17 protein-coding genes are annotated in these 21033 nt (G+C 76.1%); 9 read left to right on the top strand and 8 right to left on the bottom strand.

Annotated elements, in window-relative coordinates; genetic code table 11:
* Positions 1 to 8 precede the first annotated feature (8 nt).
* Positions 9 to 1145: a glycerate kinase family protein gene (locus tag ONA70_RS15110; protein ID WP_265007052.1), complete on the bottom strand. Its 1137-nt coding sequence runs from the start codon at positions 1143 to 1145 to the stop codon at positions 9 to 11.
* A gap of 67 nt (positions 1146 to 1212) precedes the next feature.
* Here ONA70_RS15110 and nadA point away from each other — a divergent pair, with 67 nt between their 5' ends.
* The 3 genes from nadA to ONA70_RS15095 all read left to right on the top strand — a co-directional run bounded on the left by nadA (position 1213) and on the right by ONA70_RS15095 (position 4641).
* Positions 1213 to 2388, top strand: a complete 1176-nt coding sequence (gene nadA, locus ONA70_RS15105) for a quinolinate synthase NadA (RefSeq protein WP_265007051.1) — start codon at positions 1213 to 1215, stop codon at positions 2386 to 2388.
* Between the two features lie 213 nt (positions 2389 to 2601).
* A complete protein-coding gene (gene murA / locus ONA70_RS15100; protein ID WP_319957271.1) occupies positions 2602 to 3957 on the top strand; it encodes a UDP-N-acetylglucosamine 1-carboxyvinyltransferase in 1356 nt (451 codons plus the stop codon).
* Between the two features lie 75 nt (positions 3958 to 4032).
* Positions 4033 to 4641: a DUF3043 domain-containing protein gene (locus ONA70_RS15095; RefSeq protein ID WP_265007050.1), complete on the top strand. Its 609-nt coding sequence runs from the start codon at positions 4033 to 4035 to the stop codon at positions 4639 to 4641.
* Between the two features lie 60 nt (positions 4642 to 4701).
* Here ONA70_RS15095 and ONA70_RS15090 read toward each other — a convergent pair whose 3' ends face one another.
* Both ONA70_RS15090 and ONA70_RS15085 read right to left on the bottom strand, forming a co-directional pair.
* Positions 4702 to 5010: an AzlD domain-containing protein gene (locus ONA70_RS15090; protein WP_265007049.1), complete on the bottom strand. Its 309-nt coding sequence runs from the start codon at positions 5008 to 5010 to the stop codon at positions 4702 to 4704.
* Entirely contained in the window at positions 5004 to 5762 is a 759-nt protein-coding gene (locus ONA70_RS15085) for an AzlC family ABC transporter permease (RefSeq protein ID WP_265007048.1), read from the bottom strand. Before ONA70_RS15085 ends, ONA70_RS15090 begins: the two co-directional genes overlap by 7 nt.
* 68 nt (positions 5763 to 5830) lie before the next feature.
* On the opposite strand from ONA70_RS15085, the gene ONA70_RS15080 reads away from it, so the two are divergent.
* Positions 5831 to 6391 (top strand): helix-turn-helix domain-containing protein, encoded by a 561-nt coding sequence (locus ONA70_RS15080; protein WP_265007047.1) that lies wholly within the window; start codon positions 5831 to 5833, stop codon positions 6389 to 6391.
* Here ONA70_RS15080 and ONA70_RS15075 read toward each other — a convergent pair.
* From ONA70_RS15075 to ONA70_RS15065, 3 genes are all read right to left on the bottom strand, one after another.
* Positions 6375 to 7367, bottom strand: a complete 993-nt coding sequence (locus ONA70_RS15075; protein ID WP_265007046.1) for an ABC transporter ATP-binding protein — start codon at positions 7365 to 7367, stop codon at positions 6375 to 6377. The two genes, ONA70_RS15080 and ONA70_RS15075, sit on opposite strands and share 17 nt — an antisense overlap.
* Entirely contained in the window at positions 7364 to 8155 is a 792-nt protein-coding gene (locus ONA70_RS15070) for an ABC transporter permease (RefSeq protein WP_265007055.1), read from the bottom strand. Before ONA70_RS15070 ends, ONA70_RS15075 begins: the two co-directional genes overlap by 4 nt.
* Positions 8156 to 8234: 79 nt before the next feature.
* Positions 8235 to 9086 (bottom strand): ABC transporter permease, encoded by an 852-nt coding sequence (locus ONA70_RS15065; protein WP_406601196.1) that lies wholly within the window; start codon positions 9084 to 9086, stop codon positions 8235 to 8237.
* 161 nt (positions 9087 to 9247) lie between these two features.
* Here ONA70_RS15065 and ONA70_RS15060 point away from each other — a divergent pair, with 161 nt between their 5' ends.
* Both ONA70_RS15060 and ONA70_RS15055 read left to right on the top strand, forming a co-directional pair.
* Positions 9248 to 13807 carry a WG repeat-containing protein gene (locus tag ONA70_RS15060; RefSeq protein WP_265007044.1) on the top strand — a complete coding sequence of 1520 codons (4560 nt, stop codon included), beginning with the start codon at positions 9248 to 9250 and terminating at the stop codon, positions 13805 to 13807.
* Between the two features lie 59 nt (positions 13808 to 13866).
* On the top strand, positions 13867 to 14865 hold the full coding sequence (locus tag ONA70_RS15055) for an aldo/keto reductase family protein (protein WP_265007043.1): 999 nt from the start codon (positions 13867 to 13869) through the stop codon (positions 14863 to 14865).
* A 47-nt stretch (positions 14866 to 14912) separates the two neighbouring features.
* On the opposite strand, the gene ONA70_RS15050 is transcribed toward ONA70_RS15055, so the two are convergent.
* Both ONA70_RS15050 and ONA70_RS15045 read right to left on the bottom strand, forming a co-directional pair.
* Positions 14913 to 15707, bottom strand: coding sequence for a site-2 protease family protein (locus ONA70_RS15050; protein ID WP_265007042.1), 795 nt, complete (start codon positions 15705 to 15707; stop codon positions 14913 to 14915).
* Positions 15707 to 15907 (bottom strand): hypothetical protein, encoded by a 201-nt coding sequence (locus tag ONA70_RS15045; RefSeq protein ID WP_265007041.1) that lies wholly within the window; start codon positions 15905 to 15907, stop codon positions 15707 to 15709. Before ONA70_RS15045 ends, ONA70_RS15050 begins: the two co-directional genes overlap by 1 nt.
* A gap of 127 nt (positions 15908 to 16034) precedes the next feature.
* On the opposite strand from ONA70_RS15045, the gene ONA70_RS36680 reads away from it, so the two are divergent.
* From ONA70_RS36680 to ONA70_RS15030, 3 genes are all read left to right on the top strand, one after another.
* Positions 16035 to 18257 carry a serine/threonine-protein kinase gene (locus ONA70_RS36680; RefSeq protein ID WP_319957263.1) on the top strand — a complete coding sequence of 741 codons (2223 nt, stop codon included), beginning with the start codon at positions 16035 to 16037 and terminating at the stop codon, positions 18255 to 18257.
* 74 nt (positions 18258 to 18331) lie between these two features.
* On the top strand, positions 18332 to 20251 hold the full coding sequence (locus tag ONA70_RS15035) for a bifunctional adenosylcobinamide kinase/adenosylcobinamide-phosphate guanylyltransferase (RefSeq protein ID WP_265007040.1): 1920 nt from the start codon (positions 18332 to 18334) through the stop codon (positions 20249 to 20251).
* Positions 20241 to 21014, top strand: a complete 774-nt coding sequence (locus ONA70_RS15030) for an adenosylcobinamide-GDP ribazoletransferase (RefSeq protein WP_265007039.1) — start codon at positions 20241 to 20243, stop codon at positions 21012 to 21014. Before ONA70_RS15035 ends, ONA70_RS15030 begins: the two co-directional genes overlap by 11 nt.
* The last annotated feature ends 19 nt before the right edge of the window (positions 21015 to 21033 follow it).

Genomic DNA, 21033 nt, shown 5'->3' with positions numbered 1-21033 from the left:
CCGCCGGCTCAGCGGCTCCACTGCCGGGCCAGCCGGGAACCCAGCGCCCGCAGCCCCTCGGCGGGCCGGTGCATCGCGGCCGCCACGCCGCCGTTCTCCTCGCCGCCGAAGTGCTCCACCAGGCTGTACGCCTCGGTGACCCCGGCCGCCGCGGCCTCCCGCCGCCCGGTGCTCACCCGGCCGGCCAGCACCACGCAGGGCACGCCCCGGTCCCGGGCGCCGCCGGCCACCCCGGCGACCACCTTGCCGCGCAGCGACTGATGGTCGAAGGAGCCCTCCCCGGTGATCACCAGGTCGGCGGCGTCCAGCGCCGCGTCCAGCCCGATGGCCCGGCTCACCAGCGCGAGGCCGGACTCGCAGCGGCCGCCCAGCGCCAGCACGGCCGCGCCGAGCCCGCCGGCCGCCCCGGCGCCGGGCAGCGCGGCGAACCCCGGCGGGCAGCCGGGCAGCGACCGTTCCAGCACCTCGGCCCAGCGCTCCAGCGCGGCGTCGAGCAGCAGCACGTCCTCCCGGTCGGCGCCCTTCTGCGGGCCGTACACGTTGCTGGCCCCGTGCAGGCCGAGCAGCGGGTTGTCGACGTCGGTCGCGGCGACCAGGGCGACGCCGCGGATCCGGGGCGCGCCGTCCAGCGCGGCCACTCCGGCCAGCGCCGCCCCACCGTACGGGAGGGCCTGGCCGGCCTCGTCCAGCGCGGTGACGCCGAGCGGGGTGAGCATGCCGGCGCCCCCGTCGTTGGTGGCGGAGCCACCCAGGCCGATCACCACGGTCCGCGCGCCCGCCTCCACCGCGGCGGCCACCAGCAGCCCCAGCCCGTACGAGGTGGTGACCTTCGGGTCGCGCTCGGTGGCCGACAGCAGGTGCAGCCCGCACGCCTGGGCGCTCTCCAGGTACGCGGTGCCGTCGTCGGTGAGCAGGATCTCACCGGCGGCGGGACGGCCGAGCGGGTCGACGGTCGGCACCGGCAGTCGCCGCACGTCGAGCGCCTCGGCGAGCACCGGGACGAACCCCGGGCCACCGTCGGAGAGCGGCCGGATCAGCAGTTCGTCGCCGGGCGCCACCGCCCGCCAGCCCTCGGCCACCGCGGCGGCCACCTGCTGGGCCGGCAGCGAGCCGGCGAACTTGTCCGGGCAGAGCAACACGCGCATGCCGAGCAGTGTGGCAGGCCACACCGCGGGCGGCTGCGCGTCGGCCCCGCTGTGGGACCATGGGTGCGTGACTTCGACCTGGGTTGAGCCCTCCAACACCGCCACTGCGCTGCTGCTCCTCGGCCGCGGCAGCGATCCCGCCACCGAGCGTGGCGTGGAGTGTCCGGGTGACCTTCCCGCGCCGAGCGACCCGGACCTGGTGGCCCGGGCGGCGGCGGCCAAGGCCGCGCTCGGCACGAAGGTCTTCGTGCTGGGCCACCACTACCAGCGCGACGAGGTGATCCAGTTCGCCGACGTGACCGGCGACTCGTTCAAGCTCGCCCGGGAGGCGGCGGCCCGCCCCGACGCCGAGTACATCGTCTTCTGCGGCGTGCACTTCATGGCCGAGAGCGCGGACATCCTCACCTCGGACAGCCAGAAGGTGATCCTGCCCGACCTCGCCGCCGGCTGCTCGATGGCCGACATGGCGGTGCTGTCGCAGGTCGAGACGGCCTGGGACGTGCTGACCGAGGTGGGCGTCGCGGCGGACACCGTCCCGGTGACGTACATGAACTCGTCGGCCGACATCAAGGGCTTCGTCGGTCGGCACGGCGGCGTGGTCTGCACGTCGTCCAACGCGAAACGGGCGCTGGACTGGGCGTTCGAGCAGGGGCGGAAGGTGCTCTTCCTGCCCGACCAGCACCTGGGCCGCAACACCGGGGTGCTGGAGATGGGTTTCTCGCTGGACGACTGCGTCCTCTACGACCCGCACAAGCCGAACGGCGGGCTCACCCCGGCCCAGCTCCGGGACGCGAAGATGATCCTCTGGCGCGGGCACTGCTCGGTGCACGGCCGCTTCACGCTGGACAGCGTGAACGACGTCCGGGAGCGGGTGCCGGGGGTCAACGTCCTGGTCCACCCGGAGTGCCGGCACGAGGTGGTCACCGCCGCCGACTTCGTCGGCTCCACCGAGTACATCATCAAGACCATCGAGGCGGCTCCGGCCGGCTCGGCGTGGGCGGTCGGTACCGAGCTGAACCTGGTCCGCCGGCTGGCGCTGGCCCACCCGGACAAGCAGATCATGTTCCTCGACCGGGCGGTCTGCTACTGCTCGACGATGAACCGGATCGATCTGCCGCACCTGGTCTGGGCGCTGGAGGAGCTGGTCGCCGGTCGGGTGGTCAACCAGATCACCGTCGACCCGGACACCGCGCGCCACGCCCGGGCGGCGCTGGACCAGATGCTCGCCCTGCCGGGCGCGTGATCACGCTCGGTCACGCCACTGGTACGCATACGCACCGGTATCGCCGGTTCATGCCCTCGCTGGTGATGTGACCGATTCCATTTTCGTCACCGAGGGCTATGCTGCCGGGGCGACGACACATGCGGTCCGTTTGAACATGTCCGCATTCCGGGTAGCGATGCGAATCGTGGAGCCCACTCATCTAACGGCAGCAGAAGCGCGCTGGAGGTTGCGTTGACCGACGACGTCTTGGTCGTACACGGAGGCACTCCGCTTCAAGGGCGGATCCGCGTGCGCGGCGCGAAGAACCTCGTGTCCAAGGCGATGGTCGCCGCCCTGCTGGGCGACAGCCCCAGCCGGCTGTTCGACGTGCCGCGGATCCGGGACGTCGAGGTGGTCCGCGGCCTGCTCGGCCTGCACGGGGTGAAGGTGAGCGACGGCGAGGAGGACGGCGAGCTCGTCTTCGACCCGTCCAACGTCGAGAGCGCCAGCACCGACCAGATCAACGTGCACGCGGGTTCCAGCCGGATCCCGATCCTGTTCTGCGGCCCGCTGCTGCACCGGCTCGGCCACGCCTTCATCCCCGACCTGGGCGGCTGCCACATCGGTCCGCGCCCGATCGACTTCCACCTCCAGGCGCTGCGGGAGTTCGGCGCGACGGTCGACAAGACCCCGGAGGGGCTGCACCTGTCGGCGCCGAACGGCCTGCACGGCACCAAGTTCGCCCTGCCGTACCCGAGCGTGGGCGCCACCGAGCAGGTGCTGCTCACCGCGGTGATGGCCGAGGGCGTGACCGAGCTGCGCAACGCGGCCGTCGAGCCCGAGATCATCGACCTGATCTGCGTCCTGCAGAAGATGGGCGCGATCATCAAGGTGCACACCGACCGGGTGATCGAGATCCAGGGCGTGAAGCGGCTCAGCGGCTACACCCACCGGCCGATCCCGGACCGGATCGAGGCGGCGAGCTGGGCGGCGGCCGCGCTGGCCACCCGTGGGCACGTCGAGGTGCTCGGCGCCCAGCAGGCCGACATGATGACCTTCCTCAACATCTTCCGCTCGGTCGGCGGCGAGTACGAGGTCACCGACCTGCGGCCGCCGCGGGCCGGCAGCCCGGGCCAGGAGGGCGGCATCCGCTTCTGGCACCCGGGCGGCGAGTTGAACGCGGTGGCGCTGGAGACCGACGTCCACCCCGGTTTCATGACCGACTGGCAGCAGCCCCTGGTGGTCGCGCTGACCCAGGCCCGGGGCCTGTCGATCGTCCACGAGACGGTGTACGAGCAGCGGCTGGGCTACACCGAGGCGCTGAACTCGATGGGCGCCAACATCCAGGTCTACCGGGACTGCCTGGGCGGCACCCCGTGCCGCTTCGGCCGGCGCAACTTCAAGCACTCGGCGGTGATCGCCGGCCCGAGCAAGCTGCACGCGGCCGACCTGGTCATTCCGGACCTGCGGGCCGGGTTCAGCCACCTGATCGCGGCGCTCGCCGCCGAGGGCACCTCCCGGGTGTACGGCGTCGACCTGATCAACCGCGGCTACGAGGACTTCGAGGCCAAGCTGGCCGACCTGGGCGCGCACGTCGAGCGTCCGTAACGTCACACCACCTTTCCCTGCGCCCGGTGCACCCGCGATGTGCATCGGGCGCGGCCGGTTGGCTACCCTTGCCGCGTGCCGTCGCTGTTTCGCCGCAAGCCCGCCGACCTGGTCGAGGACTCCGTCACCACGGTGACGCCCGACGAGGAGTCCGCCGCTGCCCACCGCCGCGGGTACACCCCGAGCAAGAAGGAACTGGGGCAGGCCACCCCGAAGCGACCCGGCGCCGGCCGGCGCCCGGGCGCGCCGACCAGGCCGCTGACCAAGGAGGAGGCCCGGGAGCAGCGCCGGGCTTCCCGTGCCGAGGCGGCGTCGGAGTTCCGGCGCGAGGGCGGTCCCCGCGACCGGGGCCCGGAGCGGCTGCTCGCCCGCAACGTGGTCGACTCGCGGCGGACGATCGGCACCTGGTTCTTCGGCGGCGCGCTGATCGTGCTGATCGGCTCCAACCAGGCCATGCCGCCGATCGTCCGGCTGCTCTCCAACGTGCTGTGGGGCCTGCTGGCGCTCGGCGTGGTGGTCGACTCGGTGCTGATCTCGCGGAAGATCAAGAAGCTGGTACGCGAGCGCTACCCGAAGAGCACCGAGAAGCTCGGCTCGCTCTACTTCTACGCGATCATGCGCTCGATCACGTTCCGCCGGATGCGCGCCCCGGAGCCCCGGGTGAACATCGGCGACAAGATCTGACCGGGCGCCCGACCCGGATCCGGCCCCTCTCCGCCCCGGCGGCGAGGGGCCGGCTCGCGTTCAGGCCACCCCGAGCAGGCGCAGCAGGGCGGTGGTGCCGGCCGCGGCGACCACGACCAGGACGAACGGCGCCCGCCGCCAGGCGAGCAGCACCCCGACCAGCACCCCGGCGGGCCGGGCGGCGCCGGCGAAACCGCCGGCCTCGGTGAGCGCGGCGGTCGCCACCAGGGCGGCCAGCAGCGCGGCCGCGCCGACCGGCAGCAGCCGTCGGGACCACTCGGGCAGTTCCCGCCGGTCGCGCAGCAGCACCCCACTGGCCCGGAAGGCGTACGTGCCGACGGCCAGGGCGAGGATCACGGCGATCAGCACGACCCCTCCCCGGTCCGCCCGACCCGTTCCAACCCGTCCACGCCGTCCGGCGGGGCACCGTCCGGCACCGGTTCGGCGTCGGTACGCCGGCCACGGAGCGCCGGCACGACCAGGGCGGCGAGCGCGAGCAGCACCGGCAGCCCGGCGGGCAGCAGCGGGGTGGCCAGCACGGCCAGCCCGGCGCCGGCCAGCGCCACCCGACGGGTGTCGCGGTCGCGGAGGCTGGGCAGCAGCAGGGCGGCAAGCCCGGCCGGGAAGGCGGCGTCGAGGCCCAGGGCGGCCGGGTCACCGACCGCGCCGCCGGCCAGCACGCCGAGCACGGTGCCGGCGTTCCAGGCCAGGAAGAGCAGGATCCCGGCCAGCCAGAACGCCCGGCGCCGCGCCGGGCCGGCCGGCCGGGCCAGCGCGAACGCGGTCGCCTCGTCGGTCATCAGGTGGCTGCCGAGCAGCCGCCGCCAGCGTCCGGGTCCGAGGCTGCCGCCGAGGGCGAGGCCGAACGGCAGGTGCCGGGCGTTGAGCAGCAGGCCGGCGAGGACCGCGGCGAACGGGCTGCCGGCGGCCACCAGGCCCACCGCCATGAACTGCGCCCCGCCGGCGTAGACCAGCACCGACATGGCGAGGGTGGCCCAGGCGGGCAGGCCGGCGGCCACCGCCACCGTGCCGAACGACGCGCCGACGGCGACCATCGCCGCGCCGATGGCGGCGACGTCCCGGAGCACGGTGGCGTCGCCCGTTCGATATGCCGTACGCATAGTCCATTATCCTGAACACGAACGGCCCTGTTCGTCAAACCGAACAAACAGACCGATGGAGCGAACACATGGCGATCGATCCCGCTCCCCCGCTGGCCACCATCGCGGCCGCGCTGCGGCGTGAGCGCGACCGGGCCGGGCTCTCGCTGACCGAGCTGGCCCGCCGGGCCGGCATCGCCAAGTCCACCCTGTCCCAGCTGGAGTCCGGGGTCGGCAATCCGAGCGTCGAGACGCTCTGGGCGCTGGGCGTCGCGCTGGGCGTGCCGTTCAGTCGCCTGGTCGAGCCGCCGACGGCCGCCGTCCGCGTGGTCCGGGCCGGGGAGGGCCCGCGGATCCGCGCCGAGCACGCCGACTTCAGCGCCACCCTGCTCGCCGCCGGCGCCCCGCACGCCCGGCGGGACGTCTACCTGATGGAGTTGGAGCCCGGCACGGTCCGACTCGCCGAGGCGCACACCCCGCGCAGCGTCGAGCACGTCGTGCTCGCGGCCGGGCGGATGCGGGTCGGCCCGGAGTCCGACCTGGTCGAGCTGGGGCCCGGCGACTACGCGACCTTCCCCGGGGACACGCCGCACCGGTACGAGGCGCTGGTGCCGGGTACCTTCGCGGTGCTCGTCATGGAGCACCCGTGACCGCGGCTCCGCCGACCTCGACCGGGGCACGGTAGAGCCGGGCGACGACCTCCTCGATGTCCGGCTCCACGATCGAGATGTCCCGCAGGGTGGCCAGCCCGGCCAGGCCGGCGACCACCTCGGCCACGGTCGCCGACTCCAGCGCGAAGACCAGCCGGTGCCCGTCCGCCTCCACCCGCTGCAGCGGCGCGCCGGGCAGCTCCGGCGGCTCCGACAGCACCGCGTCCAGCTCGGCGACGACCATGCGGCGGGAGCCGTAGCGGCTGTGCAGGGCGGCGATCGAGCCGTCGTGCACCACCCGGCCGTGGTCGATCACCACGAGGCGGTGGCAGAGTCGCTCGATGTCGGCCAGGTCGTGGGTGGTCAGCACCAGGGTGGTGTCACCGGCCCGGCCCAGCTCGGCCAGGAAGCCCCGGACGGCCTGCTTGCTCACCACGTCCAGCCCGATGGTCGGCTCGTCCAGGAAGAGCACCTCCGGGCTGTGCAGCAGGGCGGCGGTCAGCTCGCCGCGCATGCGCTGGCCGAGGGAGAGCTGCCGGACCGGGGTGTCCAGGAACTCGTCGAGGTCGAGCAGGTCGCGGCAGCGGGCGAGCCGCGTCGCGTGCTCGCCCGCCGGCACCCGGTAGACGTGCCGGAGCAGGTCGAACGAGTCGCGCAGCGGCAGATCCCACCACAGCTGCGAGCGCTGCCCGAACACCACGCCGATCCGCATCGCCAGCCGGGTCCGCTCGGCCACCGGGCGCAGCCCGCAGACCCGGGCCTCCCCGGCCGAGGGCATCAGCACGCCGGTCAGCATCTTCAGGGTGGTCGACTTGCCCGCGCCGTTCGGGCCGATGTAGCCGAGCATCTCGCCCCGCTCCACCCGCAGGTCGATGCCGTCGACCGCGGTGACCACGCGCTTCTCCCGGCGCAGCCGCCCGACCTTCACCCGGACCGTGAACTCCTTGCGCAGCCCGCTCATCTCGATGACGCTCATGACCCCGTGCTCCGGTAGTGACGGATCCCGACGCGCCAGGCCAGGGCGGCGATCGCCGCGGCGACCAGCGCGACCCCGGGCGCGGCCCAGCCGACCCAGCCGGGCAGGCCGAGCGGGTCGGCCCGGCCGAGCAGCGCCAGCGCCGGGTGGTAACTGACGAAGGCGAAGCCCATCCCGTACGCGAAGAGCGCCCGGAACCAGCCGCCGTAGACGGTGACCGGGTACGACGTGAAGTCACGACCACCGTAGGTGACCGAGTTGGCCAACTCGCCCGAGTCGATCCAGTAGAAGGAGACGGTGGACGTGGTGACGAAGATCGCGCCGAAGAAGACCACCCCGGCGAGCGGGGCGACCAGCACCAGCGCCACCCGGCCCGCGGTCCAGTGGATGCCCGCCGAGGTGACCGACGCCACCAGCACGGCCAGCCCGAACACCACCCGGGACACCTTGCGCAGCGGCAGGTCCATCAGCAGCAGCTGGGGCAGCGCGGCCAGCGGGCGGACCAGTACGGCGTCGAAGAGGCCGGTGCGCACGTACCGGGGCAGCCGCTCGATGTTGCCGACCAGCAGGTCCGCGGTGGCGAACGCGAACGACGACAGGCCGACGATCACCAGCGCCTCGTGCAGCGTGAAGCCGCCCAGCTCCCGGGTGACCCCGAAGAGCACCAGCACGGTGACCACGTCGAACACCGTGGCCCCCACGTTGCCGACCAGGTCCACCACGAACGACGTCCGGTACGCCGCCTGCGACCGGGCCTGCGCGCCCAGCAGCGCCCGGTACGCGCCCAGCACGCCCGACCGCCGGCCGGCCGGTCGCTCGTCCTCGGGGGGTGCGACCGCCGGAGCCGGGCCGGTCAGGGTCCCGGGCTCAGCCACCCTGCACCACCAGCCGGCGCTCGGCCCGGCGCTGCACCAGCCGGCAGAGGGCGAGCAGCGCCACGGTCCAGCCGACCTGCACCCCGACCAGGCCGACCTGTGTCGGCACCGGGTGCCGCTCGACCAGCACGTCGAGCGGGATCTGGAGCAGGCTCGGGAACGGCGTGCCGTACCGGAGCAGAGCCTCCAGCCAGCCGGGCAGGAAGCCCAGCGGGAAGTAGAGCCCGGCGAGCACGCCGGAGAAGAGCGTCCAGAGGATCAGCGGTCCCCGCACGTCCTGCAACCAGTATGCGGTGGCGTTGACCAGGTAGCGGCAGCCGAAGCAGGCCACCACGGCGAGCAGCACGGAGAGCACGAACAGCGGCAGCGTCGCCCAGCGCCGGGGCAGGTACACGTCGAAGAGGAGCAGGCCGATCAGCACCGGTGGCACCAGCCGCGACAGCGCGGCGAACCCGGCCCGGCCCAGGTCGGTGGCGAGGTAGCTGGTCACCGGGTGCACCGGGCGGAGCAGGTCGGCGGCGATCTCCCCGGTACGGATCCGGTCGGCCAGCTCGGTCCAGCCCCAGATCGCGATCACCGCGAGCAGGCCCTGCCCGACCCAGACGTAGGTGGCGAGCTGCCCGCGGTCGTAGCCCGCGACCCGGCCTGACGCGCCGGCCGCCGCCAGGAAGATGTAGTAACGCAAAAAGCCGAAGACCGTGTTGGTGACCACGCCTGCCACAGCGGCCTGCCGGTAGGTGGCGTACCGACGGAAACCGGAGACCGCTATAGCACCGAATGTCCGAAACCATCGGGTAACGTTTGAGTCCGTGGGCGGTGCCACAGTGGCGGTGACAGAGCCCACGCCGTTACCCTCCATCCGCAGCCAAGACGTGCCGGACCGGGCGACTCTACCGGCACGTCCGGCGCCCAGCGCGACAATTTCCAACGAGGTGACATCGCCGTGAGCGAGCGACGCGAGCCGGCCCGGGGGCCGCGCCGCGCGGGCGGCGACAGGGTCACCCGATGAGCGGGTACGACCGCTGGCGTGAGCCGGCCGAGCCCTCGTGGGCCGCCGAGCCGACCCATGAGTGGCGGCCGCAGTTCCCGGGCCAGCGGTACCCGGGCGACATCGGCGTCGAGTACCTCACCCCGCCCCCGCCGCGCGGCCGGGCCGCCGTCGTCGGCCGGGCCGAGGTAAACCCGGTCAGCCCGGCGCCGGTGGAGGACACGTACCCGGTCAGCCCGGCCGGACCCGACGAGCGGCGCGGCCCGTACCCGGTCAGCCCGGCCGGACCCGACGGACGACGCGGCGCGTACCCGATCAGCCCGGCACCGGACGACCGGCGCGAGGTCGGTCCGGGCGAGCGGCGCGGGTACCCGGACCGGAACGGGCGCGAGGAGCCGCGCGGCGACGGGCGGCGGTCGTGGGCGGACCGGCGCGGCCCGCGCGACGACCGGCACGACCCGCGCGGTCCGGGGTGGGCGCCCGACCGCGAGCAGCCCGCCGCGTGGCACGACGACCGGCTCGACCAGCGGTGGGTACGCCCCCGCGACGGTGCCCCGCACCGGCCCGTCTCCCCCGCGCCCGAGCCCGGCTGGCTCCCCGAGCCCGACGAGTTCCCGCGCCGCTCCCAGCCGCGTCCGGGCCGGGCCGAGCAGCGCTGGGGTACGCCCGACGGGCGCACCCCACCCCCGCGCGGTCCGGTCGACCGGCGCGATCAGGGCTTCGACGGCCCGGCCGAGCGGGGCGAGCCGGCACGCGGCGGACGCCCCGAGGCCGGCTTCGACCGTCGCCCGGACCGCCGCGAACCCGGTTTCGACCACCCGCCGGACCGGCGCGACCACGGCTTCGACGGCCGACCCGACCGAGGCGAACCCGACCGGCGGGACGACCGCCGGGACGGCGGCTTCGAGCGCCGACCCGACCGGCGCGATCCGGGCTTCGACGGCCGCGGCGAGCGGCGGGAGCCCGGCTTCGACGGCCGCGGCGAGCGGGACCCGGGCTACGGGCGGGCCCCCGAGCGGGGCTTCGACGGTGTCCCGCGCCGCGAAGCCGCCGCACGGGCCGAGACGTACCGGGAGGCGCCCGAGGGTTCGCGCCGCCCGGGGGACCCGTACCGCCCGGAGTCCGGCCGGTACGACGGGCCGCGCCCGGACGCCCTCCGCCCCGACGAGCGCTGGGAGGGGCAGCGCCACGCCGGCGATCCCGCCCGCCCGCGCCGCGAGGAGTGGCCGGTCGTCGAGCGGCGGCCCCGCACCGAGCCGGCCGCCCAGCGCCCCGACGAGCGGCCCCGCCCACCGCTCGGTCCCGACGCACGGCCGGTCCGCCCGGCCGGCGAGCCGGCTGCCTGGCACGACGGTCGCCGCCCCGACCCGGTCGGCCCCCGGAACGACGGCCCACGTCCCGACGCCACCGGTCCCCGGTACGACGCGCCCCGTCCCGAGTCGGTCGGACCCCGGCCGGAGTACCGGCCGCGCCAGGACGAGTGGGCGGCCCGGCCGGCCGAACCCGGCCAGGTGCGCCCCGGCGAGGGTTGGCGGGCACCGGCCGAGCCGGCCGCCCGTACCCGCCCTGAGGAACTACGCGACCGGCCGACGCCGTCCGCGCCGGCCCGTCCCGACGAACCGCGCCCGCGCCCGGTCTCCCCGGCCCGGCCGCCGGAGGAGCCGCGCGAGGCATCCCTGCCGGCCGCCCCGGTGCGCCCGGAGACCCGGCCGGACCGGCCGTCGGCCACGCCGCACCCGGACGACCTGCGGCACCCGGCGCGGGTCGACGAGGCGGCCGATCGCAGCGCCGGCCCGGTCTCCGGCCCGCCCGCCCGGCCCGTCCCCGCACCGCCGGCGCCATCGGTCTCGGCGCCACCGGCCCCGGTATCACCCGTCTCCGCGCCACCGGTGCCACCGGTCTCGACGCCACCCGTCTCCGCACCGCCGGCACCGCCGGTCTCGGCACCACCCGTCTCCGCACCGCCGGCCGGGCCGATATCCGCGCCACCGGCACACTCGGTCTCCGCACCACCGGGACCACCGGTCTCGGCACCGCCGTCCTCCGCGCCGGCCGGGCCGGTCTCGGCACCGCCGGCTCCGCCGGTGTCCACGCCGCCGGTCTCCGCGCCACCGGCCTGGTCGGTCGACGCTCCGGATCCCGCCGCGCAACGCCGGGCCGCGCCGGGCGTGCCCGATCCGGCCGCCGGACGTGCCGGGGCCGTGCCGTCCGAGCCTGCCGCGTCGGCCGCGCCCGGACGCCCCGTCGGCGCGCCGGTCTCCGGCGTGCCGGGCTCCGGCGCACCCCACGCACCGGCCCCCACCCCGGCGGCCGGACCCGGGTCGGCGCCGCCGGCCGGACCGTTCCCGGCGCCGCCCGCGTACCCCGGTGTCCGCCCGGGCGAACCGGAGCGCGGCAGCGTTACGCCGGCGTCCGTCGACGCCTCCGGGCACCCGATCACGGCTCCCCGGCCGGGCCCGGCGACGCCGGCCGAGGCGGCCCGGCAACCGGTGCCGGCCACCGGCACCCGCCCAGCCCCGGCCGATGTCGCGGAGGCGCCGCGAGCGGTCGTCACCTCGAACCCGGCGCCGTCCACCGTCGAGTTGGGCGACGCGAGCGCCGACGCATCGCACCCGGACCGACCCGCGGACCAGGCGGCGGTGTCCGGCGCGGCCGGAGCGGCCGACGAGGCGCACGCCTGGTTCCGGCCGAACCAGCCTGCGGCGGACCCGGCACCTGAGGTCGAGGCCGCCCCGGCGCGCCCGGACGACGACATCGCGCCTCCGGCGGCCGGCGCGGCGCCCGGGAGCGGACCCGGGACCACGGCCGACGCCTCGGCAAAGCCGGACGGCGGCCGCACGCCGTCCGCCGGAGCAGCGGAGATGTCCGCGTCGTCCGGCCCGGCCCTGGCGGAACCGGATGCGGGAAGCCGCCCGGACGACGACCAGCCCGCGCCGGCGACCGACGCCGGGGCAGGGCCCGGTGCGGCACCGACCGAGGCGGTGCCCGCACCCCGCCCGGCGGCAGCGCGTACCGGCGACACCGCGTCGGCGTCCGGCGGGCCCGCGCGAGCGTCCGACCAGCCGGTGTCGGCGCCCACGTCCGGCACTCCCGCGGCACCTGGGCCGGAGGACATGTCGACCGCGCAGCCGGACGGACCGGTGGGTCCGGCACCGGACGAGGACGCGGCGCCGCCGGCCGACGCCATCGGACCCGGCCGGGCCACGGAGCCCTCCGAGGCCGAGCGGTCCGGCGCGGCGGCCGAGGCTGAGCGGCCGGAGGTACGCCCGACGGACCCGGAGCAGGCGCTGGCCGCGTTCCGCTGGCGGCTGCACCCGGAGACCCTGCGCGAGGAGGCCCCCGATCCGGCGGCGCTGCGCGAGGTCCGGGACGGGCTCACCACGAAGCTCGGCAGCGCGCTGGACAACCGCAGCCGGGCGCGGCTGCTGAGCCTGCGGTCGGTGGCGTCCCGGATCCTCGGCGAGCTGGACGACGCCGTCGCCGACGCCCGGCTCGCCCTCACCTACGCCGAGGCCACCGGGGAGTTGCGGCGGACCGCGCTGGCCCGGGCCCGGCTCGCCGAGGTGCTGCGCTGGCGGGGCGAGCACGCGGAGGCCGACCGGCTCTTCGCCGAGGCGAACTCGCCGGAGCTGCCCGACCGGCTGCGCGCGGCGTTGCACGAGCACGCCGGGCGGTGCTGCTACGACCAGGGCCGGTTGACCGAGGCGTGCCTGCACTTCGAGCGGGCGATGGACCTGCGCCAGGGCGAGGACGCGGAGCTGAACGCCCGTACCGCGGTGGCACTGGACGCGGTCGCCGAGCGGGCCGCGGCCGACGGCTTCGGGCCGAAGCCGCGCAGCCGGGACGCGATCCTGGGCCGTGAGCGGTACCCGGTGCCCACCTTCGACGAGGACCAGGGCCTCTGGGGGTACGCGGACAGCGACGGCAACCTGGTGGTCGAGCACCGGTACGCCGAGGTGCAGCCGTTCCGCGAGGGGATGGCCTGGGTCCGCCTGCCGGAGGCGTCCCGGTGGGCGCTGATCGACACAGCCGGCGTGGCGCTGATCGAGGCGAACAACGGCTACCGGGCGGTTGGCTCGTTCTCCGAGGGCCTGGCCTGGGTGTCGATGGACGGCAAGGGCCGGTGGATGGCGGTCGACGCGACCAACATCGTGAAGATCCCACCGGGCTTCGAGGACGCGCGGCCGTTCCGAAGCGGCCTGGCGGCGGTCCGCCAGAACGGCGGCTGGGGGGCGGTCGACCGGACCGGCCAGGTCGTCGTGCCGGCCCGTTACCACAGCCTCGGCACCGCCCTGGCCGACGGCCGGCACGTGGACGGCTTCACCGAGGAGGGCCTGGCCGGGGTGGAGCTGGCCGGGCGGCGGGGCGTGGTCGACCGGACCGGCCGGGTGCTGCTCCCGCCGGTGTACCCGGCCCTGGTCGTACACCCGGTCGCCTTCCTGGTCAGCGACGAGGCGGGCCGCTGGGGCGCCCGGGACCGGCGGGGCGAGCCGCTGATCGACCCGGTGCACCCGGACCGGGGCGCGGTGGTCGCCGAGATCGAGCAGTTGCTCGCCGACACCAGCCCGGTGCTCTGAGCTCACCTCCACGACGCGCCCTGCGGTGACCGTGATCTGGCCGGGTCTAGGGTCGAGGTATGGAATTCCGACACCTAGGCCGCTCGGGCCTGATGGTCAGCGAGATCTCGTACGGCAACTGGATCACCCACGGTTCGCAGGTCGAGGAGGAGGCGGCGACCGCGTGCGTGCGGGCCGCCCTGGACACCGGCATCACCACCTTCGACACCGCCGACGTGTACGCCGGCACGAAGGCCGAGGAGGTGCTCGGTCGCGCGCTGAAGGGCGAGCGGCGTGAGGGGCTGGAGATCTTCACCAAGGTCTTCTGGCCGACCGGGCCGGGCCGCAACGACCGGGGCCTGTCCCGCAAGCACATCATGGAGTCGATCAACGGCTCGCTGCGCCGGCTGCAGACCGACTACCTGGACCTCTACCAGGCCCACCGGTACGACTACAGCACCCCACTGGAGGAGACGATGGAGGCGTTCGCCGACATCGTGCACTCCGGCAAGGCGCACTACATCGGGGTCTCGGAGTGGAAGGCGTCGCAGCTCCGGGAGGCCCACGCCCTCGCCCGCGAGCTGCGCGTGCCGCTGATCTCCAACCAGCCGCAGTACTCGATGCTGTGGCGGGTCATCGAGGCCGAGGTGATCCCGACCAGCGAGGAACTGGGCATCGGCCAGATCGTCTGGTCGCCGATGGCCCAGGGCGTGCTCTCCGGCAAGTACCTGCCGGGCCAGCCGCCGCCGGCCGGCTCCCGGGCCACCGACGAGAAGTCCGGGGCGAACTTCATCGCCCGGTTCATGAGCGACGAGGTGCTCACCCGGGTGCAGCGGCTCAAGCCCCTCGCCGAGCAGGCCGGGCTGAGCATGGCCCAGCTCGCCATCGCCTGGGTGCTACAGAACCCGAACGTCTCCTCGGCGATCGTCGGGGCGTCCCGGCCCGAGCAGGTGCACGACAACGTGAAGGCGGCCGGCGTCAAGCTCGACGCCGACCTGCTCAAGGCGATCGACGAGATCGTCGAGCCGATCACCGAGCGGGACCCGGCGAAGACGGATTCCCCCGCCCGGCGGCCGTGAGCCCGTCCCGGTCCGGCCGGCGCGTCCGCGTCGGCCGGACCGGGCTCTCAGCCCTGCCAGAACCGGATCAGGTGCAGCCCGGCGGTGTACAGCTCAGGGGGCAGGCCGATCAGGTCGGAGACGGTGAAGATCGCGCCGAAGAACGCGCCGCCGATCCGCGGGTTCCACAGCAGCGCGAAGAGCAGGATGAACCCGAACGGGGCGAACAGGTCGTACATCCGGCGGTACTGCGGTGAGAGCCACGGCTGGATCATGTTGCCGCCGTCCAGACCGGGCACCGGGAGCAGGTTGAGCACGCTGGCGGTGAGCTGCAGGAACGCCAGCAGGGCCAGGCCGGCCCAGAACTCGAGCGGGCCGCCGACGCCGAGCCCGATCTGCAGCGCCACCACCAGCAGCAGGGTGAACAGCACGTTGGTGGCCGGGCCGGCCAGGCTGACCAGGGTGTGCCGCAGCCGCCCCGGGATGGCGTGCCGGTCCACCCAGACCGCGCCGCCGGGCAGGCCGATGCCGCCGAGCAGCACCACGACCACGGGCAGCACGATGGACAGCAGCGGGTTCGTGTACTTGAGCGGGTTGAGCGTCAGGTAGCCCCGGTGCGCGATGTCCCGGTCGCCGGCCCGGTACGCGACCACCGCGTGGGCGTACTCGTGCAGGCAGAGCGAGACCAGCCAGCCGGAGACGACGAAGAGGAAGACGTCGAACCGGACATTGCCGAACCCCAGCCACGTCATCGCCCCGCTGGCCACGAAGAGCGCGGCCAGGGCAAGGAAGATCGGGCTGGGACGGAACGCCGCCCGGGGCACCCCGAGCACCAGCGGGTCGCCCGGGCGGTCGTACGCCATCATTCCGCCGTCGGCAGCAGGCTCATCCGGTACTCCACCCGGTCGTCCTCGACGAGCGCGACCGAGGTGACGCCGGACGCCGCGAGCTCCCGCCAGGTCTGGCCGATCCAGGACTCGGCGTCCGCCTGGCTGCCGAACGACTCACTCGGCCCGTCGACCGAGCCGCCGTTCGCGCCCTCGTACCGCCAGCTCCACGCCATGCCGCGTCTCCCCTCGCCGCCGTCGTCCCCAGGGACGCCAAACCTCCGCAAGCGTAGTCGGCCGGACGCGGAACGGCTCGGCCGCCACATGGATCATGTGGTCGGGGCGGGCCGGTACGGTGACTCGGTGCTGACTCAAGGAGTGGTGCTCAGCGACCGGTACCGGCTGAGCGAACGAATCGCGACCGGTGGCATGGGCGCGGTCTGGAAGTGCACCGACACCCTGCTCGGCCGGGAGGTCGCGGTGAAGGTGCTGCTGCCGTCGCTGGTCGCCGACCCGGAGTTCACCACCCGCTTCCACGCCGAGGCCCGGATGCTGGCCGCGCTGCGGCACCCCGGCATCGTGCAGGTGCACGACTTCGGCTCCGCCACCCTCGCCGACGGCAGCCAGGTCAGCTACCTGGTGATGGAGTACGTCGACGGGGATCCGCTGGTGACCTGGATCCGCCGGGCCGGCCGGCTCGATCCGGCGTCGACCATGTCGGTGGTGGCGCAGGCCGCCCACGCGCTGCACGCCGCCCACCTCGCCGGGATCGTGCACCGGGACGTGAAGCCGGGCAACCTGCTGGTGAAGCGGGACGGGACGGTGGTGCTGGTCGACTTCGGCATCGCCCGGGCCAGCACCATGGCGGGGATCACCGCCGCGCACACGGTGCTCGGCACCGCCACGTTCATGTCGCCGGAGCAGGCCGTCGGCCAGCCCGTCTCGGCCGCCACCGACGTCTACGCGCTCGGTGCGGTCGCGTACTTCTGCCTGGCCGGCCGGCCGCCGTTCGAGGGGGACAACCCGCTCCAGGTGGCCATGCGGCACGCCCAGGACGAGCCCCCGCCGCTCCCGCCGGACACGCCCCCGGCGGTGATCGAGATGGTCCGCCAGGCGCTGGCGAAGCGCCCCCGCGACCGCCACCCGAGCGCGCTCGCCCTGGCCGAGGCGGCCCAGGACGCCCGCGACTCCACCCTGGCCCGGCTCCCCGCCCCGCCCCGCCCGCCGTGGGCGGTGGCCGGCCCGGCCGTCCCCGGGCCCGCCGTGCTGCCCGCTCCCGGCCCGCTCACCCCGACCCCCTCCGGGAGTACGCCGCCCGGCGGCCAGCCGCCCACCGGGTCCCCGGCCACCCCGGTAGCCGAGCCCGGCGGCCCGGCCGGCACCGGTTCCGTGCCCGCCGTCCCCGACCCGGGCCGGGCGGCCCCGGTCGGCGGCCAGGCCCCGCACGGCGTCGCCCCGGCGGACCGCGCCGACGCCCCGCAGGGGATGGCCGCCGGCGTCCCCCACAGCGTCAGCCCGGCGGCAGGCCCCCCGCCGGGTTTCGGCCCGCCCGCCGGCACCCCGCACGGCTCCGGACCGGCTGCGGCCGCCGCACCGGGATTCGGTCAGGCTGCGGCCGCCGCACCGGGATTCGGCCCGGGGACGGGCAGCGGGGCGGCGCCCGGACACGGCGTGGCCGCCACGCCGCAGGGTTTCGCCCCGGGGCGGGCGGCCGCGCCCGGCGCCGGGGGCGGGTTCGGCGGCCAGCCCGGGTACGCCCAGCCGGGGCCGCCCCTGGCCGGGCAACCCGGCCCGGCCTGGGCGGTCGGCGCCGCCGGGCCGCGACCCGGCGGGCACGGGTCGGCGGACGAGCGGCACGCCGGGTCCGGGATGCCGCCGACGCTGGAGGAGCCGGCCGACGGCCGGAAGGGACGCGGTCGGGTGCTCGCCCTGGCGGGGGCGGCCGCGGTCGTCCTCGTCGCGGTGCTGACCGCCGGGGCCGTGGCGCTGCTGAGCTCGCCGGACGACCCGGGCCAGCGGTCGACCACGCTGACCGGCGAGTCGGCGCCCGCCGATCCGGGCGGCACCGACGTGCCGGCCACCGCGGCGACGCCCGGAGCGACGCCCAGCCGGACCGGCCGGCCCAGCCGGTCACCGTCGGCCACGCCGAGCCGCTCGGTGGCGGCCACCCCGTCGAGCGGGGCGCAGCCGACCCCCGGCGACACCGGGGCGCCCGCGCCGGCGACCAGCTCGGCCGCGGCTCAGCAGCCCAACCCGTACACGGCCAAGCAGGTGTGCGGCAGCGGCTACCAGGTGATCGACTCGGCGGCGCTGACCGCGAACGGGGTCCGCAAGGGCCGGGTCTACCTGCTCTACAACACGTCCACCGGAACGAACTGCGTGGTCACCCTCAAGGACACCGACGTCGGCCGGGCCACCGCCGTGTCGGCGTACCTGGAGGTGCAGGGGAAGACCCGGCAGACCGAGAGCGGCGGGTACAAGTACTACGCCGGGCCGGTCCGGGCCAGCGCGCCCGGGGTCTGCGTGAAGTGGGGCGGGTCGACCGGTGGGGCCAGCTACGGCAGCCCGTTCGAGCACTGCGACTGAGCGCCAGCGTCCGCCCGCCGGCCGGCGTCCGGGCCGGCGGGCGGCGACCGGCGCGGCGGCTTTAAGGTACGGGCATGTCCGTTGACGGGTGGAACACGCTCCTGGTGCTCGGCGGTATCCGGTCCGGCAAGTCCGAGTTCGCGGAATCGCTGGTCGCCGACGCCCCCACGGTCCGGTACGTGGCCACCGCCCCCGAAGGGGACCCGGAGGACACCGAGTGGGCGACCCGCCTGGCGGGGCACCGCGCCCGCCGGCCGGGCAGCTGGACCACCGAGGAGACCGCGGCGGATCCGCGCCGGCTGGCCGACGTGATCGCCACGGCCGAGCCGAACGAGACGCTGCTCGTCGACGACCTGGGCGGCTGGGTGACGGTGCTGCTCGATCCGGCCCACCAGCCAGCCGACGACACCGCCACCATCGCCGAACTCGCCGACGCGATCCGGGCCAGCGCCGCCCGGCTGGTGCTGGTCAGCCCCGAGGTGGGGCTCTCCCTGGTGCCGACCACCCCGCTGGGCCGGGCCTTCACCGACGCGCTCGGCCAGACCAACCGCGCGGTCGCCGACGCCTGCGACGCGGTGGTCCTGGTGATGGCCGGCCAGCCCGCCTGGCTGAAGCCGGCCGGCGCGCCGCCGCACCCCACGGTGCCCGCGCAGGCCGGTCCCGGGCAGGCCGGCGTCCCGGCCGCCGGGCCCGAGACGGTGCACGGGGCCGCGCCGGAGGAGGCGCTGCCCGAGGTGCTCACCCCGGCCGCGCCGGCCGCGCCCGCCCCGGCGCTCGGGGCGACCGGCGCCGACTGGGCCGCCCCCACCATGGCGCTGCCGATGATCGCGACCGGCCTGGTCATCCAGCCCGGCATGGAACTGCCCATGCCCGACGACTACGCCGGCCCGCAGGCGGTCGACCGGCTCGCCACCCTCGACGTGCCGGGCGGCGGGCTCGGCGTGCTGGAGCGGGTGGTCGGCTTCGCCGCCGCCACCCAGGGCACCCCGACCCCCGCGCCGTGGGCCTCGGTCCGGGTGCTGCTGGTGCACGGCGACCACGCCGGCGGCGCCTCGGCCGGCGCGGTGCCCGGCGAGTCGGCCCGCCGCGCCCGGCAGGCGCGCGCCGGCAAGGGAGCCCTCGCGCGGCTGGCCGCCGAGAGCGGAGCCAGCCTCCAGGTGGTCGAGGCGCCCGCCGCGGCGCCCATCGAGGACGGGCCGGCGCTCACCGAGGACCAGGTCGAGTCGGCCCTGCGGTACGGCTGGCGGCTGGCCGAGCAGGCCGCCGACGCGGGCGTACAGCTGCTGGTGCTGGCGGCCTGCGGCGCCGGCACCGAGGCGGCCGCCGCGGCGGTACTGGCGGCCACGGCCGGCGCGGAGCCCCCGGCGGTGCTGGGCCGGGTGCTGACCGAGCACGGGCAGTACGACGACGCGGCCTGGATGGTCCGCTGCGCGGCGGTCCGGGACGCGCTGCACCGCACCCGGCGCTCCCCCCGCAACGCCCGGGACATCCTGGCGGAGCTGGGCGGCGGCGACGTGGCGGTGGCCACCGGCGTGCTGCTCGGCGCGACCGCCCGGCGCATCCCGGTGCTGCTGGACGGTCCGGTCGGCGTCGCCGCCGGCATGGTCAGCCGGGACCTCGCCGGGCAGGCCCGGCACTGGTGCCTGCTGCCGGACCACGGCGGGCAGCCGGCCGTCCGGCTCGCCGCCGACGTGCTCGGCCTGACCCCGCTGGTGGACCTGCGGCTCGGCCTGGGCGAGGGCGCGACCGCGCTGGCCACCCTGCCGCTGCTGCGCTCGGCGCTGGCGCTCGCCGCCGGCCTGCCGGTGCACCCGTCGCTGCGCGACGGCGGGGAGGACGACGAGGAGTTCGTCGAGCCCGAGCCGGCCGGGCCCGGGCCGACCAGCACCGAGCCGGAGCCGGAGCCGGAGTTCGCCGAGCCGGAGCCGGCCGGCCCTGGGCCCACCACGACCGACGCGGACGAGCCGGTCTCCCCCGGCCGACGTGCCGACTGACCCGCGTTTCGCCGCCGGCCTCCGGCTCGCGGCCACCACCTTCACCACGCTGCCGGTACGCGCCGGCCGGATCGACCGGGACGTGGCGGGCGCCGCGATGGCGCTCGCCCCGGCGATCGGCGCGCTGCTCGGCGCGCTGCTCGCGGCGGTGCTGCTGCTGACCGCCATGCTCGCTCCCCCGCTGGTCGCGGCCGGGGTCGCCGTCGCGGTGGGGGCCCTGCTGACCCGCGGGCTGCACCTGGACGGGCTGGCCGACACCGTGGACGCGCTGGGGTCGTACCGGCGCGGGGCGGCGGCGCTGGAGATCATGAAGAAGCCGGACGTCGGGCCCTTCGGCGTGGTGGCGCTGGTGGTCGTACTCCTGCTGCAGGCCGCGGTGCTGGCGGAGCTGGCCGGGCGCGGGTGGCCGGCGACGCTCGCGGCGGTCGTCGCCGCGACGGCGGCCGGCCGGCTGGGCGTCGTCCTGGCGTGCCGCCGCGGGGTGCCGGCGGCCCGCCCCGAGGGGCTGGGCGCGCTGGTGGCCGGCACGGTGGGGCCGGTCGCGCCGGTCGTCGGCACGATCGCCGTGGCGCTGCTGGCCGTGCCGGCGGTGCCGGGCCGGCCGTGGCAGGGGCCGCTCGCCGTCGTCGCCGCGCTCGCCGTCGCGGCGGGGCTGCTGCGCCACGTGGTACGCCGGCTCGGCGGCATCACCGGGGACGTGCTCGGCGCCACCGTGGAGGTCGTCACCACGCTGTCCTACCTGGGACTGGTGCTGTCCGGCTGAGCGTCACCCGTCCGGGCGG

Origin of the sequence: Micromonospora yasonensis (genome assembly GCF_026013475.1) — a bacterium.
GTDB lineage: Bacteria > Actinomycetota > Actinomycetes > Mycobacteriales > Micromonosporaceae > Micromonospora > Micromonospora yasonensis.
This window is presented reverse-complemented; position numbering and strand designations above follow the sequence as displayed.

Bases quoted from the DNA above. Each gene is read 5' to 3' on its own strand.
- ONA70_RS15110 (WP_265007052.1), bottom strand. From the start codon at position 1,145: ATGCGCGTGTTGCTCTGCCCGGACAAGTTCGCCGGCTCGCTGCCGGCC.
- ONA70_RS15085 (WP_265007048.1), bottom strand. From the start codon at position 5,762: ATGCGTACGGCATATCGAACGGGCGACGCCACCGTGCTCCGGGACGTC.
- ONA70_RS15080 (WP_265007047.1), top strand. From the start codon at position 5,831: ATGGCGATCGATCCCGCTCCCCCGCTGGCCACCATCGCGGCCGCGCTG.
- ONA70_RS15075 (WP_265007046.1), bottom strand. From the start codon at position 7,367: ATGAGCGTCATCGAGATGAGCGGGCTGCGCAAGGAGTTCACGGTCCGG.
- ONA70_RS15060 (WP_265007044.1), top strand. From the start codon at position 9,248: ATGAGCGGGTACGACCGCTGGCGTGAGCCGGCCGAGCCCTCGTGGGCC.
- ONA70_RS15055 (WP_265007043.1), top strand. From the start codon at position 13,867: ATGGAATTCCGACACCTAGGCCGCTCGGGCCTGATGGTCAGCGAGATC.
- ONA70_RS15050 (WP_265007042.1), bottom strand. From the start codon at position 15,707: ATGGCGTACGACCGCCCGGGCGACCCGCTGGTGCTCGGGGTGCCCCGG.
- ONA70_RS15045 (WP_265007041.1), bottom strand. From the start codon at position 15,907: ATGGCGTGGAGCTGGCGGTACGAGGGCGCGAACGGCGGCTCGGTCGAC.
- ONA70_RS15035 (WP_265007040.1), top strand. From the start codon at position 18,332: ATGTCCGTTGACGGGTGGAACACGCTCCTGGTGCTCGGCGGTATCCGG.